Genomic DNA, 17699 nt, shown 5'->3' on the forward strand with positions numbered 1-17699 from the left:
AGATTTCGCCTGCGTTGGGCCCTATAGGTATGGATTTCGGAGTGTCGTAGCGGCCGGAAGTCTCGGCCCGGGCATCGTGTTTCACGTGAAACGTCGCTCTCTGCTGCACGGAATCATCAGCCGCGGTCGTGCGGCTGCGTCCCCCCGCTCCCGCAAGGACGCGAGGGGGACGGAGTTGTCCACATCGGTGGATTCATCCACAGGAGTACGGGCCCCGCTGGTTCGCGACCCCGGTGACATGGCAGGCTCTGTTCATCGCGAGCCTGATGTCGAGGAGAGTGACACCGTGCGGTCCGACGCCAACCTCGCGGGGCCGATGGCCGATCCGGTCCCCGGTCCCCGCTCTGAATCGGCGGGGGACGATGTTTCACGTGAAACATCGCCTCCTCCCCTTGTAGACAACGACACCCCCATCGGCCGAGCCGCCCAGCTGGCGGTCGAGGCGCTGGGGCGCGCCGGTGAGGGTTTGCCCCGTCCCGAGCAGACCCGGGTCATCGTGGTGGCCAACCAGAAGGGCGGCGTGGGCAAGACCACGACGACCGTGAATCTGGCGGCCTCGCTGGCACTGCACGGGGCGCGGGTCCTGGTGGTCGACCTCGACCCGCAGGGCAATGCCTCCACGGCCTTGGGCATCGACCACCACGCGGATGTGCCGTCGATCTACGACGTACTGGTGGACAGCCGGCCGCTGCTGGAGGTGGTCCAGCCCGTGGTGGACGTGGAGGGGCTCTTCTGTGCTCCGGCCACGATCGACCTCGCGGGTGCGGAGATCGAGCTGGTGTCGCTGGTGGCCCGTGAGAGCCGGCTCCAGCGGGCGATCCAGGCGTACGAGCAGCCGCTCGACTACATCCTGATCGACTGCCCGCCGTCGCTGGGGCTGCTGACGGTCAACGCTCTGGTGGCGGGTGCGGAGGTGCTGATCCCGATCCAGTGCGAGTACTACGCCCTGGAGGGTCTGGGCCAGCTGCTGCGCAATGTCGACCTGGTGCGGGCCCACCTGAACCCGGCCCTGCACGTGTCGACGATCCTGCTGACGATGTACGACGGCCGGACCCGACTGGCCTCGCAGGTGGCGGACGAGGTGCGCAGTCACTTCGGCAAGGAGGTGCTGCGGACGAGCATCCCGCGGTCGGTGCGCATCTCCGAGGCGCCGAGCTATGGGCAGACGGTGCTCACCTATGACCCGGGTTCCAGCGGCTCGCTCTCCTACCTGGAGGCGGCGCGGGAAATCGCGTTTCGTGGGGTTGGAATGCAATACGACGCCCGGCAGGCCCATCTGGGCGCGGGTGTGAACAGCACGCAGAGTGTGGCGGAGGGGATCCAGTGAGCGAGCGACGTAGAGGTCTGGGGCGGGGGCTCGGTGCGCTGATTCCGGCGGCTCCGCAGGAGAAGACGCCGCCGGTGGTCGGCGGCGGGTCGATGTCTCCGTCGGCGGTGCCGGTGCTGACCTCGGAGCGCGGGGTCGCGGCGGCGAAGCTCGCTTCGCTCGCGCAGGCCGATGTTTCACGTGAAACATCGTTCGAGGCCCCGACGGTGAGCGAGCCGGTGCCGGCGGCTCCGGAGGCCAATGTGGTGGCCGGGGCGTCGTTCGCGGAGCTTCCGATGGACGCGATCACGCCGAACCCGCGCCAGCCGCGCGAGGTCTTCGACGAGGACGCGCTGTCCGAGCTGGTGACCTCCATCCAGGAGGTGGGCCTGCTCCAGCCGGTGGTGGTACGGCAGTCGGCTCCCGGCCGCTATGAGCTGATCATGGGCGAGCGGCGCTGGCGGGCCTGCCGGGAGGCCGGTCTGGAGAGCATTCCGGCGATCATCCGGGCGACGGACGACGAGAAGCTGCTCCTGGACGCGCTGCTGGAGAACCTGCACCGGGCTCAGCTGAACCCGCTGGAAGAGGCCGCGGCGTACGACCAGCTGCTCCAGGACTTCAACTGCACGCACGACCAGCTGGCGGACCGGATCGGGCGGTCGCGCCCGCAGGTGTCGAACACGCTCCGGCTGCTGAAGCTGTCGCCGTCGGTACAGCGCCGGGTGGCCGCGGGTGTGCTGTCGGCGGGTCACGCGCGGGCGCTGCTGTCGGTGGAGGATTCCGAGGAGCAGGACCGCCTGGCGCACCGGATCGTGGCCGAGGGGCTGTCGGTGCGTGCGGTGGAGGAGATCGTGACGCTGATGGCGTCGGAGCCCTCCAGTGCGGTGAAGCCGAAGGGCCCGCGTGCGGGTGCCCGGGTGGCTCCGGCCCTCAGCGAGCTGGCGACGCGGCTGTCGGACCGGTTCGAGACGCGGGTGAAGGTCGACCTGGGCCAGAAGAAGGGCAAGATCACCGTCGAGTTCGCGTCGATGGAGGATCTGGAGCGGATTCTGGGGACGCTGGCGCCGGGCGAGGGCCGGGTGCTGGAGCAGGGTCTGTCCGAGGAGTGACCCCGGGGCCGCCGAGGGGCGGATCGTGCCGGTGAGAGCCGCGCGGTCCGCCCCTTCGCCGTGCTGCCGAGCCGCGCCTGTCGGGAGGGGGGACCAGTGGTTACCATGCGTTCATGGGTCGTCGGCTGGTACCGCTCACGCTGGACAACCTCCAGGATCTGCCTCGTCGTTGCCGGTCCTGTGTGTTCTGGGAGCTCGATCCGGTCAGCGGTGACGCCGCCGTGAAGGCGGGTACAGCGGCACTGGAGAAGGAAGCCTGGATCTCCGCCGTCCTCCTGGAGTGGGGATCGTGCGGCCGGGTCGTCTACGTGGACGAGGTCCCGGTCGGGTTCGTGCTGTACGCGCCGCCGGCGTACGTACCGCGGTCCACCGCGTTCCCGACGAGCCCGGTCTCCCCGGACGCCGTGCAGCTGATCACGGCGTGGATCATGCCGGGATACCAGGGCCAGGGGCTCGGCCGGGTGATGGTCCAGACGGTGGCGAAGGATCTGCTGCGGCGGGGGTTCCGGGCCATCGAGGCGTTCGGGGACGCCCGGTGGGAGGGCCCGGCGTGCCTGCTCCCGGCGGACCACCTGCTCGCGGTGGGCTTCAAGACCGTACGGCCCCATCCGGCGCATCCGCGGCTGCGGCTGGAGCTGCGCTCCACGCTGTCGTGGAAGGAAGACGTGGAGCTGGCGCTGGACCGGCTGCTGGGTGCGGCACGCAAGGAGCCGGCGCTGCGCCCGCTGTGAGCGGACACGGGAACGGGGCCGCCCCGTGAGGGACGGCCCCGTTTCTCCGGCGGCCGCCGCCGGGTTCGCCCCCGGCGGAACGGGTGGATCGTCAGACGGTCTTCGCGTCCTGGACGAATTCCGCGAGGTCGCGCAGGATGGCGGCCTTCGGCTTGGCGCCCACGATGGTCTTGGCGACCTCGCCGCCCTGGTACACGTTCAGGGTCGGGATGGACATGACGCCGTACTTGGCGGCCGTGGCCGGGTTCTCGTCGATGTTCAGCTTGACGATCTCGATCTGGTCGCCGTACTCGGCGGCGATGGCCTCGAGGGACGGCGCGATCTGGCGGCACGGTCCGCACCAGGCGGCCCAGAAGTCCACCAGTACGGGCTTGTCGCTCCTGAGGACCTCGGCGTCGAAGTCTGCGTCGGTCACGTTCTTGAGGGTGCCGGCCACAGCGGCCTCCTTCTTCCTGCGGGGTGTGGGTGGGGCTGGTACGGGGGTCAGACGGTCGCGTGGGCCTTCTCGGCGTCCGCGAGGGCGGCGAGGAAGCGCTCGGCGTCCAGTGCGGCGGAGCAGCCGGTGCCCGCGGCGGTGATGGCCTGACGGTAGGTGTGGTCCACGACGTCGCCGGCGCCGAAGACGCCGGTCACGCTGGTCCGGGTGGAGGGGGCGTCGACCTTGAGGTAGCCCTCGTCGTCGAGCTCCAGCTGGTCCTTGAACAGCTCGGTGCGGGGGTCGTGGCCGACGGCGATGAAGAGGCCGGTCACGGGCAGCGCGGAGGTCTCACCGGTCTTGGTGTTGCGCAGGGTGAGGCCGGAGAGCTTCTGCTCGCCGTGGATCTCGGCGACCTCGCTGTCCCAGGCGAACTTGATCTTCGGGTCGGCGAAGGCGCGGTCCTGCATGGCCTTCGAGGCGCGCAGGCTGTCGCGGCGGTGGACGATCGTGACGGACTTGGCGAACCGCGAGAGGAAGGTCGCTTCCTCGATCGCGGTGTCGCCGCCGCCGACGACGGCGATGTCGTGGTCCTTGAAGAAGAACCCGTCACAGGTGGCGCACCAGGAGACGCCGCGGCCGGAGAGGGCGTCCTCGTTCGGCAGGCCGAGCTTGCGGTGCTGGGAGCCGGTGGTGACGATGACGGCCTTGGCGCGGTGCACGGTGCCGGCGGTGTCGGTGACGGTCTTGATGTCACCGGTGAGGTCCACGGACACGATGTCGTCCGGCACCAGCTCGGCGCCGAAGCGCTCGGCCTGGCCGCGCATGTTGTCCATGAGGTCCGGGCCCATGATCCCGTCCTGGAAACCGGGGAAGTTCTCCACCTCGGTGGTGTTCATCAGCGCGCCACCGGCGGTGACGGCGCCTTCGAATACCAGAGGCTTGAGCGAGGCACGTGCGGTGTACAGGGCGGCGGTGTAGCCGGCCGGTCCGGATCCGATGATGATCACGTTTCGGACGTCGCTCACGGGTTTCTTCCTCGTCTCTGCGGACTGCGTACTGCCTACCGGGGGCCGGTGCGGACTCTCACCCCACCCAACGGATCCTACGGCGCATGCATTCCCCAGCCCGCCCGGTGCGGGACCCGATGTGTCAGCTTCGGGCAAAGCTGTTCGTGAGCAGCACCTTTCCGGTGGTGTCCGGGGCGCTCTCGCAGCCGCTGTCGACGAGGTAGGCGTCCACGCGGGAGGCGTCGCCCGGGTGCGGCAGGACGAGCAGGAAGACCGGAGTGCCCTGGTAGCTGCCGCGTTCGGTGGCGACCGGAAGGTCCGGGCGGCCCGTCGCCTTCTGGACGCACGCCGGTACGGAGGCCGCCCCGCGGCTGTTGGGGGCGATTCCGGGCGCCGGAGAGGTGTCGTCCATCCCGTACGTGTTGTTCTCCCCCTGCGGGGCGGTGCCGGAGGTCTTCTCGGAGGAGAGGAGCCGCCGGACCGTGCTCTGGAGGCCTTGTGCGGTGTAGGAGCCGTCCGCGGCCCGGGGCTGGGCGGCCGAGCTCGTCGCGTCACGGGCCGTCAGCGGCGGCGGACCGGAGGGGTCGGCGAACAGGAAGATCCCGAGGGCGCAGGCGGCGGCCCCGGTCAGTCCCGCGAGTACGGCGATCCGGCGGCGGGCGCGGCGCCGGCCAGGGCCGGTTGGGCCGGTCGGGTGACCGGCGGGCTGGGCACCCCTCGCCGGTGTTTCACGTGAAACATCGCGATCGGAGGTGCGCGGACGGGCGGCCTGGGCGGGCCGGCCGCTCTGCTGGGGAGCCCGGGGCGTGGTGGCGTCGAGGAGGGCCTCGGCGGCCAGGGCCGCGTCGATGCGGCCCGCGATGTCGGCGGGCATCCGGGCCGGGCCCGGGAGGGTGCCCAGCACGGCCCGGATCTCCTCCAGGGAGGCGAGTACATCGGCGCACAGCGCGCAGCCGCCGAGGTGGAGGCGGACCTCGGCGCTGCGGGCCGGGGAGAGGAGCCCTTCGGTCAGGTCGGAGATCTCCGAGACGTCCGGGTGCCGGATCGTGCCGGTCGTGCCGGTGGTGGGGCTCACGGTCGTCCACCTCCGCCCTTCACTGCGTCTGGATCGGGATGCCTGGGTTCTGCCGCTGGTGGGACGGCTGTACCCGGCGTCCGGTTCCTTCCCCGCTCGGTGGCGGTGTTATCCCCGGCATTCGTGCGCAGATGAGTGAGCATCGGGAGGAGTTTCGCCCGGCCCCGCGCGCACCGGCTCTTCACGGTGCCGGTGGGGACGTCGAGGATGTCGGCGGCCTCGGCGACGGGATATCCCTGCATGTCGACGAGGACGAGCGCCGCCCGCTGTTCGGCGGGGAGGGTGCTGAGGGCGGCCAGGAGCTGGCGGTGGAGGTCCTGGCGCTCCGCCGGGGCCTCGGCGGATTCGTGGGGCTCCAGGAGGCGCTCAAGGCGTTCCGTGTCGTCGAGGGGCGAGGTCTTGCGGGAGGCGGCCTTGCGGGCCCGGTCGAGGCAGGCGTTGACGGTGATGCGGTGCAGCCAGGTGGTGACGGCGGATTCCCCGCGGAAGGTGTGGGCGGCCCGGTAGGCGGAGACGAGGGCGTCCTGCACCGCGTCGGCGGCCTCCTCGCGGTCGCCGAGCGTCCGAAGCGCCACGGCCCAGAGCCGGTCACGGTGGCGCCGTACGAGCTCACCGAAGGCCTCGGGGTCCCCGGCGGTGTGCCGGGCCAGCAGGTCCGCGTCGCTCGCGTCGCCGGTCGTCGCGTCGTGCATCACACCTCGCCTCCCGGGGGGAGATTACGTCCTGGTCGGGGGAATTGACGAGGGCCCGCCGTGCCGGTGGCGCAGCGGGCCCTCGATGACGGTCGGGACCTCTAAGGGGTCGTGCCGAGGATCTTGATCTCGTTGATGCCGCCCCGGTAGCTGTCCGCTCCCTCGGAGGGCAGGGAGGTGATGTGGATCAGCACGTAGCGGGTGCGGACCGGCTTGTCGAGGGTGGCCTTCAGCTTCTTCTCCACGTCCTTCAGCTCGGTGATCGGCTGGGAGAACTGGGAGAGCTCCGACGGCGAGGAGGCCTCCGGCGCGGCGGCCCGGACCTGGAGCTTCTGGCCGCTCGCGTAGAGGTCCAGATCGATGCCGGCCACGTCCTGCACGCTGCCGAGGTCGACGATGATGCCGCTGCCGCCCCTGCGGGTCGGCAGGTTGCCGAAGTTGGCGTAGCCGTCGTACCGGGGGGTGGACCAGCCGGTCTCCGGGTTGCCGTCGATGGCCTTGTGGCTGTCCTTGGCGTTCAGCGGGTCCGGGTCGGGCGCGAACACGGAGGCATCGGCGATGCCGAGCTGCTTGCCGGGAGTGACCGTCTTGGGGGCGTCGTCGGACTCGGTCTGCGTCTGGTTCGGGCCGTTGGTGCCGCCGTTGTTTCGCTCGAGCAGGGTGTCGGCCAGCTGCCAGCTGCCCAGTCCCAGGGCGGCGATGAGCAGGGCGGCGACACCCCACTTGAGGGCCCGGCCCGTCCGGCTCTGCAGCGGGGGCGGCGGGGGCGCGATGGGCCGTACCTGGGCCGTGTTGGCCCCGGGAGGCGTGGGACGGCCGTAGCTGCCCTGCTGGTAGGTGGTGTGCTGGTACTCCGGCGGGGCCGTGAAGGCGGGCTCCGGGGGCCGGATGCGGGGCATCGCGGCGACGGCCTTGGCCAGCTCCTCGGGGCTGGTGCAGGCGGGCTCCTGACGGGAGGCGGTGGCCCCGTCGTTGGCGAGGGCGCGCATGGCGAGCTCGCCCAGGCCCCGGTGCACCCCGGCGCGGACCTGGTCGGGGGCGATCAGCCCGACGCCCTTGGGCAGGCCGGTGAGGCCGTAGGCGTCGTTCTCGTACGGCCAGCGCTGGGTGAGCGCGGCGTACAGGAGTGCGCCGATGGCCTCGGTGTCGGCACGCTGCGGCGTCTCGCTGGTGATGCCGCGCAGGGCGGCGTTCACGGCGAGGCCGCGGATGCGGTACTGGCCGGTGGAGGTGCGCAGTATCGCGCTGGGTGTCAGGCGCAGGTGGGCGAGGCCTTCGCGGTGGGCCGTGGTCATGGCCTGGGAGATCTGGCTGACGAGCTGGTAGGCCTCGTGGGGTTCCAGGGGGCCCGCGGCGAGGAGCGCGGTGAGCTCGGTGGCGTCGGGCAGCCACTCGTGGACGACGTAGACGAGGTCGTTCTCCTCCACGGCGTCGAGGACCTGGACGAACCGGGGGTCGCCGAGCAGTGCGGAGGACCGGGCGGCGGCGAGGACGGACCGGGCCCGCGGGTGGTCGGCGGGCAGCAGGTGGACGCCCACGGCCCGGCGCAGTTTCTCGTCCATCGCACGCCAGCTGCTGAATCCGTCCAGACGGGTGACGCACTCCTCGAGCCGGTAGCGTCTGGCGAGCTTGTGGCCGCTGTGGAGTTCGGGTGCGGCCGCAGGGGCCGCGGTCGTGCGTTCGCCGTCCTTTTCGGTCATGGGTCCGTCCGCGGCTCGTCCGTTCTGGGTGTCCACCCCGTCGGCCGTGGCCTTGTCCGCTTTCGCGGCCAGCGGCTTGTCGCCACTGTTGTCGGCCACGTCGACGGCAGCCGTGCTACGTTCCGCCACCGTCGTTCCCGCCTCCCCATCCGTTGCGCGCTGTCGGCCAGTCTGCGAAGCCATGCCAATTGTGCCCACAGTCCGACGCTATGCACGACACACGAACGGGGGCGACGGTTGTGCGCATCAGCGCCCCAGTCGTCCGCGGACCATTCCGACCATCGAGTTGAGCTCTTCGATCCGCATCCGCTTGGCGGCGATGAGGAACACGGCGGCCAGTGCGATGCCGCCGGCCACGAGGGAGGTGGCGGAGCCGGCGACTCCGCTGCCCAGCCACCGGGTGACTCCGTAGGCGGCGGCGCCGGCCACCGCGGCCGCCGGGACGCACGCGCCGGTGAGGCGGGCGTAGGTGCGCATCACGTGGGCGCCGTCGAGGTCGCCGCCGAGGCGGGTCTTGAGGCGGCGCCAGGCCACGCCCACACCGACGGCGTAGCCGAGGCCGTAGGAGGCGGCCATGCCGACGACGGCCCACCGGGCCGGGAGGAGGAAGAAGGAGGCCGCCGAGCCGGCCGCGTTGACCGCGGCGACGATGACGGTGTTGTAGAAGGGCGTCCGGGTGTCCTCATAGGCGTAGAAGCCGCGCAGGACCACGTACTGGACCGAGTACGGGATGAGCCCGAGGCCGAAGGCCATCAGGACGTAGCCGATGTTCTGGGCGCCGGAGCCGGAACCGGCGTAGAGCAGCGTGGCCATGGGGACGCCGAGCGCGAGGAACGCGAAGGCGCAGGGCACGATCGCGACGGCGGAGGTGCGCAGCCCGTAGGAGATGTCGTCGCGCACGGCGGCGGCGTCCCCGTCGTGCGCGGACCGGGAGATGCGCGGCAGGACGGCCGTCATGACGGAGACGGTGATGATGGCCTGCGGCATCTGCCACAGCAGCAGTGCGTAGTTGTAGGCGGTGATGCCCGTACCGGCGTGGCCCTGCTTCTCGGCGACCGATCCGGCCCAGGTGGCGAGCTGGGTGACGACGACGAGCCCGATCTGGTTCGCGAGGACGAAGAAGAACGTCCATTTGGCCAGGCGGGCGGCCTTGCCGAGGCCGTGGCCCTTCCAGTCGAAGCGCAGGCGCGGCTTGAAGCCGGCGTCGCGCAGGTACGGCAGCATCGCGAGGGCCTGGACGGTGAGGCCCAGCAGGGTGCCGAGGCCCAGCAGCCGGACGCCGTCGGCGGTGACGGTGGAGGCGTTGACGCCGGAGGTGGTGAAGCCGCCGAAGGCCCAGATGAAGGCGCCGAAGGTGGCGATGACGACGATGTTGTTGAGGACCGGGGTCCACATCATCGCGCCGAACCGGCCACGGGCGTTGAGGATCTGACCGAGGACCACGTGGACGCCCATGAAGAACATGGTCGGCAGGCAGTAGCGGGCGAAGGCGACCGCGACGTCCATCTGCTGGGGGTCGGAGGCGATCTTCGGCGACATCATCGTGATGAACACGGGCGCGGCCAGCACACAGACGGTGGTGATGGCGGCCAGCAACACGACGACGAGGGTCAGCAGCCGGTTGGCGTACGCCTGGCCGCCGTCACTGTCGTTCTTCATCGCCCGGACCAGCTGCGGGATGAAGACGGCGTTGAGGGCGCCGCCGCCGACCAGCACGTAGATCATCGTGGGCAGGGTGTTGGCGATCTGGTACGTGTCGTTGAACGTGCCGACGCCGATGGCACCGGCGATGACCAGGGTCCGCAGGAAGCCGGTGATGCGGGAGACGATCGTGCCGGCGGCCATGAGCGCGCTGGACTTCAGCAGGCTGGACGTGCGTCCGGCGGGCTTGGCAGGGGCCGGCGCGGCGACGGGGGTTTCCTCGGCGGGGGTGCGGGGAGCCGCCTCCTGGTCCCGGTACAGGTGGGCGAAGGCATCGGGTTCGGGCTGGTCGTCCGCCGCCTTGGTGACGAGGGAGTCCACGCCGACGAACTCGGTCGTGCTCGCGTGGTCGCCGTACGGCAGGTGGCGGGAGGGGCCGTCGGGCTCGGGCGGCGGGGTCTGCGCCCAGACGCGCGGATCCGGGGCGTAGGAGGGGGCCGTGGGCGCCGCGTAGAGCGGGCCCGCCTCCTGGTAGGTGCCGGGGGGTGGCGGGGGGTGTGCGGCCCGGTCATAGAGGACCTCGGCCACGGGGTCCTGTGCGGACAGGTCCTGAGACCGGTACGGGTCGTAGTCGTAGGCGTCCTGGACATACGGGTCGCGGTCCGGCGCGGGCGCAGGTGCGGGAACCTGCCCGGGCACCGGGGTGCCCGGGGCAGTGCCCTGGGAGGGCGTGGGCCCACCAGTGCCCTGCGCGCGGTCACCGTCGTACGGCGCGTTCATCGAAACCCCACCTCATCGTCCCCAGGCCGACCGGCCACGGCATCGCTCAACGGTCCACTGTCTCACTCGTGCCGGACCCGTCCGCGCTTTGCGGTCCGGTGTCCGGGGACTCGTCACTCTGCTGCGTGTTCTCCTCGGCGGCCGCGCGCGCCGCCACGCGCTTGCGGCTGGCGTACATCTTGATGCCCGCCAGGACGAGGAGGAGCACACCGCCGGCGATGACGAGCATGACGGTGGGGGTGATCTCGGTGGCGTCGACGGTGAACTTTCGTTCCTTGCCGTAGGGGACGCCGTCCTTGGTGAAGAGCTGCGCGGTGACCTCGACGGGGCCGCTCGCGGTGGCGTTCGCGGTGAACTTGATCGTCTGGGTGTGGTCGCCCTGGACGGTGACCTGCTGTTCGGCCTGCCCCTTGTCGCCGAACATCAGGCGCGTGGGGTTGGCGGACTTCACCCGCAGGACCAGGTCGTGGACGTCCTGGACGAGGCTGTTCTGGACGCTCACCGGGATGGTGGCGCTGTGGCCGGACAAGGTGGCGTCGGACTTCGGGACGACCTTGACCTTCTCGGTGAGGCCGAGCAGGTAGTCCTGGACCTGGTCCCGGTAGAGCGCGGCCTCCGCGGGGCGGCTGCGCCAGGAGGTGGACATCTCCCGGTTGGTGGTGTTGCCGAAGGGGATCTCGACGCGGTCGGGGGCGGCGAGGATGACCTTGAAGTGGTCGAGGGTGTTCTGGGTGGTCCGGATCTTCTCGAAGGCGGACACCGGGAGCTCTTGCTTCCGCAGCTCCTCCGGGTACTGCCCGGCGCCCGGCACCTGGGTGGCGGCCGAGGGGTCGGGCTTGGCCGCGGCCGCGGTCTCGAGGTCGCCGGGCTGGGTCCAGCGGCCGCCCTGGAGGGCGCGGACGGCATCGGCCATCGTCTCCACCTGGCTGACGCTGGGCATCCGCTGCGGGGCGACGACGAAGCTGCGCTGCTCGTCGGTCTTCTGCAGGTTCAGGGAGAGGGAGTGGGCGAGGAACCGCTGCACGGCGAGGGTGGCGTTCCCGGCGTTCAGCATGTCGCCCTCGAAGGCGGTGGAGAGCTCCGCGTCGGCGACGACGGCCGTGGCACCCGCGCCGATGGGGCGGGCGGCCGAGGGGGTGTACCCCAGCGCCCCGCTCTCCGAGAGGCTGTCGCTGCGGGTCAGGATGTTGTGGGCGCCGGCCGAGGTGGCGACGTTGACGATCGAGGGGTCGATGGCACCGTCCACGGGCCAGGAGAAGTCGGTGGACGCGGGGACGTGCAGCACCGTGTCGATGGCGTCCTTGGCCTTGTCGGTGGCGGGACGCAGCTGGCCCAGGGTCCCCGAGACGTCCTTGCCGCGATGGGCGAGGGAGGCGAGGTCGGGGTCCGCGAAGGGCAGGGCCACCACCTTCTTGCCCTGGACGGCCGCCTCCAGGGAGTTCAGCCACTGTTCCGCGACGGCCTTGTTCTTGCCCTGGACGGGCTTTCCACCCGGGACGCGGACCCGGTAGCCCTTGGTCATCGCGTCGACCGTGTAGAGCAGGTCGGGATCGATGACCCAGGTGATGGGCAGGTCCTTGCCGAGCGAGACCATCCGCTCCAGCCGGCCGCCGGACCTGAGCTCCTCCGCGAGGGAGTCGTCGAGGAAGACGGGGGTCTGGGTCTCGTCCGAGCCGGTCTCCGCCGTCACGTGGGTGGTCGAGATCAGTGGCCACACGTACGTGAGCTGGGACCGTTTGGCGGCGGCCTCCGGCTGCCAGGGCAGGAAGGTGCGCTTGATGCCGAGCACCTGCTCGGACGGGCGGCTCTCGGTCACCCCGGACAGGGAGACGCCGAGCTGGTAGACGCCGTCCTTGTCCAGCTCCAGCTTGTTCACGGGGATCGTGAGCGTGAAGTCCTGGTTCACCTTCGACGGCAGCGAGGCGATCTTCACGGCGTGGGCCGGGTCGATCTCCCCGGGGTCGACGCCTGCCCGGAAGCCGGTGCGCTCGGCCGCCTCGTCGATGGAGGCCCGGTCCGCGAGCAGGGGTCCGACCCGCAGGCCCACGTGTGCGTCGTTGATCGTCTCGGAGCCGTTGTTGACCACGGTGCCCGTGATGGTCAGGGTGTCGCCCTTGACCGGGGCGGCGGGGCTCATCGAGGTCAGCTGGACGTCGACGCCGGACGCCGGGGCGGCCTGGGCCTTGGGGGCGGGAGAGTAGACGAGAGCGGCGAGGACGGGCGTCCCGGCAAGCAGGACCACCGCGCGCCGCAGCCAGCGGCGCCGGACAGGAGTGGGGGACGCCCCCAGGATGTCTGCCGCCTCGGCCACGCGCTAGCCCGTCCCTCGAAGTGTCAGTGGTCGTCGTTTGTGCGTCCACGCATGGTAACGAGACCCGCTGTGCGCGAGTGCCGCCCCTTGCTCCACATGATCGGCTCAGCCCCGGTGCAGCCGAGTGCCGGGGTCGCGATAAAGGAGGAAGCCCACGCCGGGCGGGACACGTACCCTTTTCTGTTGTGCCGAACGCCAACGAAGACAACCCCAGTGCCCTGAGTCAGGTGCAGCGCCGCGCGGTGAGTGAACTGCTGCGGGTCGCTCCTGTCGCCGACGAGCTCGGCCGCCGTTTCCAGGAGGCGGGCTTCGGGCTCGCCCTGGTCGGCGGGTCCGTCCGCGACGCGCTGCTCGGGCGTCTCGGCAACGATCTCGACTTCACCACCGATGCCCGGCCCGAGGACGTCCTGAAGATCGTCCGGCCGTGGGCGGACTCGGTGTGGGACGTCGGCATCGCCTTCGGCACCGTCGGGGCCCAGAAGAGCGCCCGCGTCGAGGGCGCCGTGCGGAACTTCCAGATCGAGGTGACGACGTACCGCTCGGAGGCCTACGACCGGACCTCGCGCAAGCCCGAGGTGTCCTACGGCGACTCCATCGATGAAGACCTGGTCCGGCGCGACTTCACGGTCAACGCCATGGCGCTGGCCCTGCCGGAGCAGGAGTTCATCGACCCGCACGGCGGTCTGGAGGATCTGGCCGCGGGTGTGCTGCGTACCCCGGGCACCCCTGAGGACTCGTTCTCCGACGACCCGCTGCGCATGCTGCGGGCGGCGCGGTTCGCCGCGCAGTTGGACTTCGAGGTCGCTCCCGAGGTCGTCGCGGCGATGAAGGCCATGTCCGACCGGATCGAGATCGTCTCGGCGGAGCGGGTGCAGGGCGAGCTGAACAAGCTGATCCTGTCCGCGGGCCCGCGGGCGGGCCTGGGGCTGCTCGTGGACACCGGGCTGGCCGACCGGGTCCTGCCCGAGCTGCCCGCGCTGCGGCTGGAGAGTGACGAACACCACCGCCACAAGGACGTCTACGACCACTCGCTGATCGTGCTGGAGCAGGCGATCGCGTTGGAGGAGGACGGCCCGGACCTGGTGCTGCGGCTCGCCGCCCTGCTGCACGACATCGGCAAGCCCCGCACCCGGCGTTTCGAGAGCGACGGCAGGGTGTCCTTCCACCACCACGAGGTGGTGGGCGCGAAGATGACCAAGAAGCGTCTGACGGCTCTGAAGTACTCCAACGACATCGTCAAGGACGTGTCCCGGCTGGTGGAGCTGCACCTGCGCTTCCACGGCTACGGCGACGGCGAGTGGACCGACTCCGCGGTGCGCCGCTACGTCCGCGACGCCGGCCCGCTGCTGGGGCGCCTGCACAAGCTGACCCGCTCGGACTGCACCACGCGCAACAAGCGCAAGGCCAACGCGCTCTCCCGGACCTATGACGGGCTGGAGGAGCGCATCGCGCAGCTCCAGGAGCAGGAGGAGCTGGACGCGATCCGGCCCGACCTGGACGGCAACGCGATCATGCGCGTGCTGGACGTCGGCCCCGGTCCGGTGATCGGCAAGGCGTACGCGTTCCTGCTGGAGCTGCGCCTGGAGAACGGGCCGATGGGGCACGACGAGGCCGTCGCCGCCCTCAAGGAGTGGTGGGCCGCCCAGGCGTGACCGGGGAGCGCGGGGGCCGATGTTTCACGTGAAACATCGGCCCCCGTCTCGTTCCCGCTGTTCCCGCGGGCGATGTTTCACGTGAAACATCGCCGCTGCCGGCCCAGCAGGGCCGCGGTGACGGCGTAGAGCGCGGCCACGCTGAGGATCAGCGGCACGGACTGCCCGTCGGTGGGGAGCATGAGGGAGGCCACCGCCGCGGCGCCGACGAAGGCGATGTTGAAGAGCACGTCGTAGAGGGAGAAGACGCGGCCGCGGTAGTCGTCGTCCACCCGGGACTGCACCACCGTGTCGGTGGAGATCTTGGCGCCCTGGGTGGCGAGACCGAGGACGAACGCGGCGGCCAGCATCGGCCCGGGGGTGAAGAACAGGCCCAGGGCCGGCACCAGCACCGCGGCGCCCGCCGAACAGGCGGTGATCCAGCCCAGTGGCCCCAGCCGGCCCACCAGCCAGGGAGTGACGACGGCGGCGGTGAAGAACCCGGCCCCCGAGACGCCGACCGCGATTCCCAGGAGGGCCAGTCCGTCGGCCTCGTTCTCCGACCACGAGTAGCGGCAGAGCATGAGCAGCATGACGAACAGCGCCCCGTAGCAGAACCGCATCATGGTCATCGCGGTGAGCGCCCGGGCCGCTTCCCGGCGCGAGGCGAGATGGCGCAGTCCCTCGGCCATGCCCCGGACGGTGAGGGCGGCGCCCTCGGCGACCGACGGGTGGCGCAGCCCAGGGGGGTGGTCCGGCCCGAGGAGGCCGATGGCCAGGCGCAGGGAGGCGAGGGCCGCGGTCAGGTAGAGGCCGGCCCCGAGCAGGACGACGAGGGCGTCGGCGTCGTCGGCGAGCAGCCGGACGAGGAAGGCCAGTCCCCCGCCCGCCGTGGCCGCGAGGGTGCCCGCGGTCGGGGAAAGGGCGTTCGCGGTGACCAGCTGGCCGGGACCGACGACGCGGGGCAGGGACGCGGACAGCCCGGCCAGGACGAAGCGGTTGACGGCGGTCACGGACAGCGCCGAGGCGTAGAACAGCCAGTCGGGGACCTGGGCGACGATCAGCATGCCGGTGACGCAGGCGAGGAAGGCCCGCAGCAGGTTGCCGTAGAGGAAGACCTGACGGCGCCGCCAGCGGTCGAGCAGCACCCCGGCGAAGGGGCCGATCGCGGAGTACGGCAGCAGGAGGACCGCCATGGCCGAGGCGATGGCCGCCGGCGAGGTCTGTTTCTCCGGGGAGAACACGACATAGGCGGCGAGCGCGACCTGGTAGACACCGTCCGCCGCCTGGGAGAGCAGCCGTACGGCGAGCAGGTTGCGGAAGTCCCTGAGGCGCAGGAGTACGCGCAGATCACGTACGACAGGCATGAGGGCAAGGGTCACATACGCGGAGGGTCCCCGGGCATATTGCCCGGGGACCCTCCGCGGAAGAACAGCCGAAGTCCAGGTGTCCTCACGGACCCCAGGGGGCTCGACTAGCGCTCGACCTCGCCCTTGATGAACTTCTCGACGTTCGCGTAGGCCTCGTCGTCGAAGTACTGCACCGGCGGGGACTTCATGAAGTAGCTGGACGCCGACAGGATCGGGCCGCCGACACCGCGGTCCTTGGCGATCTTCGCGGCGCGCAGGGCGTCGATGATGACACCGGCGGAGTTCGGGGAGTCCCACACCTCGAGCTTGTACTCGAGGTTGAGCGGGACGTCGCCGAACGCGCGGCCTTCGAGGCGGACGTAGGCCCACTTGCGGTCGTCGAGCCACGCGACGTAGTCGGACGGGCCGATGTGGACGTTCTTCTCGCCGAGCTCACGGTCGGGGATCTGCGAGGTGACGGCCTGCGTCTTGGAGATCTTCTTCGACTCGAGGCGGTCGCGCTCGAGCATGTTCTTGAAGTCCATGTTGCCGCCGACGTTGAGCTGCATGGTGCGCTCGAGACGGACACCGCGGTCCTCGAACAGCTTCGCCATCACGCGGTGCGTGATGGTGGCGCCGACCTGCGACTTGATGTCGTCGCCGACGATCGGGACACCGGCCTCGGTGAACTTGTCGGCCCACTCCTTGGTGCCGGCGATGAAGACCGGGAGGGCGTTGACGAAGGCGACCTTGGCGTCGATGGCGCACTGGGCGTAGAACTTCGCCGCGTCCTCGGAGCCGACGGGCAGGTAGCAGATCAGGACGTCGACCTGGCGGTCCTTGAGGATCTGGACCACGTCGACCGGAGCCTCGGCGGACTCCTCGATCGTCAGGCGGTAGTACTTGCCCAGACCGTCCAGGGTGTGGCCGCGCTGGACCGTCACACCGGCGTTCGGGACGTCGCAGATCTTGATGGTGTTGTTCTCGCTGGCGCCGATGGCGTCCGAAAGGTCGAGGCCGACCTTCTTCGCGTCGACGTCGAACGCGGCGACGAACTCGATGTCACGCACGTGGTAGTCGCCGAACTGGACGTGCATCAGACCGGGGACCTTGGCCGCCGGGTCGGCGTCCTTGTAGTACTCGACGCCCTGCACCAGCGAGGCGGCGCAGTTGCCCACGCCGACGATGGCTACGCGAACCGAACCCATTCCGGTTGCTCCCTGTTTGTTCTCGGACGAGGTCTGCGAGATGCAGGCCTCATTTTTCAGTTTCGTCGGACGGACCGGGTCGTCTCCGATCCCGTCCCGCCCGCTCGCTCTCGATGAGCTCGTTCAGCCAGCGCACTTCGCGCTCCACGGACTCCATGCCGTGCCGCTGCAGCTCGAGCGTGTAGTCGTCGAGGCGTTCCCGCGTGCGGGCCAGTGAGGCGCGCATCTTCTCCAGACGCTCCTCCAGCCGGCTGCGGCGGCCCTCCAGTACCCGCATGCGTACGTCTCGTTCGGTCTGGCCGAAGAAGGCGAAGCGGGCGGCGAAGGACTCGTCCTCCCAGGTGTCGGGTCCCGTGTGGGAGAGGAGCTCCTCGAAGTGCTCCTTGCCCGCGGCCGTCAACCGGTAGACGATCTTGGCGCGCCGCCCTGCGAGTGAAGCGGCGAGCGCGTCTTCCGGGGCGTTGCCCGGTTCCTCGATCAACCAGCCGTTGGCGACGAGCGTCTTGAGGCAGGGATAGAGAGTGCCGTAGCTGAAGGCCCTGAACACCCCGAGCGAGGTGTTGAGCCGCTTGCGCAGCTCGTACCCGTGCATGGGGGATTCGCGAAGCAGGCCAAGGACGGCGAATTCGAGGATGCCTGAGCGTCTGCTCATCCGCCTGCCTCTCCTCCGACTCCGACTCCGAGCTCGGGGCCCTGAGTCTTTATACCGAGCTGATGTATCGACTCGATACATCCAGACGA

The 17699-nt window shown here is 70.5% G+C and carries 14 protein-coding genes; 4 read left to right on the forward strand and 10 right to left on the reverse strand.

Annotated features, from left to right (window positions below; genetic code table 11):
* Positions 1–238: 238 nt before the first annotated feature.
* From ACTVZO_RS21550 to ACTVZO_RS21560, 3 genes are all read left to right on the forward strand, one after another.
* Complete coding sequence (locus ACTVZO_RS21550) at positions 239–1327, forward strand: ParA family protein (RefSeq protein ID WP_362582459.1); 1089 nt, start codon at positions 239–241, stop codon at positions 1325–1327.
* A complete protein-coding gene (locus ACTVZO_RS21555; protein ID WP_443299944.1) occupies positions 1324–2415 on the forward strand; it encodes a ParB/RepB/Spo0J family partition protein in 1092 nt (363 codons plus the stop codon). Before ACTVZO_RS21550 ends, ACTVZO_RS21555 begins: the two co-directional genes overlap by 4 nt.
* Before the next feature lie 113 nt (positions 2416–2528).
* Positions 2529–3146: a GNAT family N-acetyltransferase gene (locus ACTVZO_RS21560; protein ID WP_443299945.1), complete on the forward strand. Its 618-nt coding sequence runs from the start codon at positions 2529–2531 to the stop codon at positions 3144–3146.
* A gap of 91 nt (positions 3147–3237) precedes the next feature.
* Here ACTVZO_RS21560 and trxA read toward each other — a convergent pair whose 3' ends face one another.
* The 7 genes from trxA to ACTVZO_RS21595 all read right to left on the reverse strand — a co-directional run bounded on the left by trxA (position 3238) and on the right by ACTVZO_RS21595 (position 12770).
* Positions 3238–3582: a thioredoxin gene (gene trxA / locus ACTVZO_RS21565; RefSeq protein ID WP_443299946.1), complete on the reverse strand. Its 345-nt coding sequence runs from the start codon at positions 3580–3582 to the stop codon at positions 3238–3240.
* Positions 3583–3629: 47 nt separating this feature from the next.
* Positions 3630–4589 carry a thioredoxin-disulfide reductase gene (gene trxB, locus ACTVZO_RS21570; protein WP_443299947.1) on the reverse strand — a complete coding sequence of 320 codons (960 nt, stop codon included), beginning with the start codon at positions 4587–4589 and terminating at the stop codon, positions 3630–3632.
* Positions 4590–4713: 124 nt separating this feature from the next.
* Positions 4714–5646, reverse strand: coding sequence for an anti-sigma factor family protein (locus ACTVZO_RS21575; RefSeq protein WP_443299948.1), 933 nt, complete (start codon positions 5644–5646; stop codon positions 4714–4716).
* Entirely contained in the window at positions 5643–6338 is a 696-nt protein-coding gene (sigM, locus tag ACTVZO_RS21580; RefSeq protein ID WP_443299949.1) for an RNA polymerase sigma factor SigM, read from the reverse strand. Before sigM ends, ACTVZO_RS21575 begins: the two co-directional genes overlap by 4 nt.
* A 101-nt stretch (positions 6339–6439) precedes the next feature.
* Positions 6440–8167 (reverse strand): protein kinase family protein, encoded by a 1728-nt coding sequence (locus tag ACTVZO_RS21585; RefSeq protein ID WP_443299950.1) that lies wholly within the window; start codon positions 8165–8167, stop codon positions 6440–6442.
* A gap of 117 nt (positions 8168–8284) precedes the next feature.
* Complete coding sequence (gene murJ, locus ACTVZO_RS21590; protein WP_443299951.1) at positions 8285–10459, reverse strand: murein biosynthesis integral membrane protein MurJ; 2175 nt, start codon at positions 10457–10459, stop codon at positions 8285–8287.
* A 46-nt stretch (positions 10460–10505) separates the two neighbouring features.
* Positions 10506–12770, reverse strand: coding sequence for a DUF6049 family protein (locus ACTVZO_RS21595; RefSeq protein WP_443299952.1), 2265 nt, complete (start codon positions 12768–12770; stop codon positions 10506–10508).
* Between the two features lie 185 nt (positions 12771–12955).
* Here ACTVZO_RS21595 and ACTVZO_RS21600 point away from each other — a divergent pair, with 185 nt between their 5' ends.
* Positions 12956–14422, forward strand: coding sequence for a CCA tRNA nucleotidyltransferase (locus ACTVZO_RS21600; protein ID WP_443299953.1), 1467 nt, complete (start codon positions 12956–12958; stop codon positions 14420–14422).
* Between the two features lie 77 nt (positions 14423–14499).
* Here the strand turns inward: ACTVZO_RS21600 and ACTVZO_RS21605 are convergent, their stop codons facing one another.
* The 3 genes from ACTVZO_RS21605 to ACTVZO_RS21615 all read right to left on the reverse strand — a co-directional run bounded on the left by ACTVZO_RS21605 (position 14500) and on the right by ACTVZO_RS21615 (position 17610).
* A complete protein-coding gene (locus ACTVZO_RS21605; RefSeq protein WP_443299954.1) occupies positions 14500–15768 on the reverse strand; it encodes an MFS transporter in 1269 nt (422 codons plus the stop codon).
* Between the two features lie 107 nt (positions 15769–15875).
* On the reverse strand, positions 15876–16958 hold the full coding sequence (locus ACTVZO_RS21610) for an inositol-3-phosphate synthase (RefSeq protein ID WP_266840337.1): 1083 nt from the start codon (positions 16956–16958) through the stop codon (positions 15876–15878).
* A 49-nt stretch (positions 16959–17007) separates the two neighbouring features.
* Positions 17008–17610: a PadR family transcriptional regulator gene (locus tag ACTVZO_RS21615; RefSeq protein ID WP_069921079.1), complete on the reverse strand. Its 603-nt coding sequence runs from the start codon at positions 17608–17610 to the stop codon at positions 17008–17010.
* Positions 17611–17699 lie beyond the last annotated feature (89 nt).

Source organism: Streptomyces sp. IBSNAI002 (assembly GCF_052244475.1).
GTDB lineage: Bacteria > Actinomycetota > Actinomycetes > Streptomycetales > Streptomycetaceae > Streptomyces.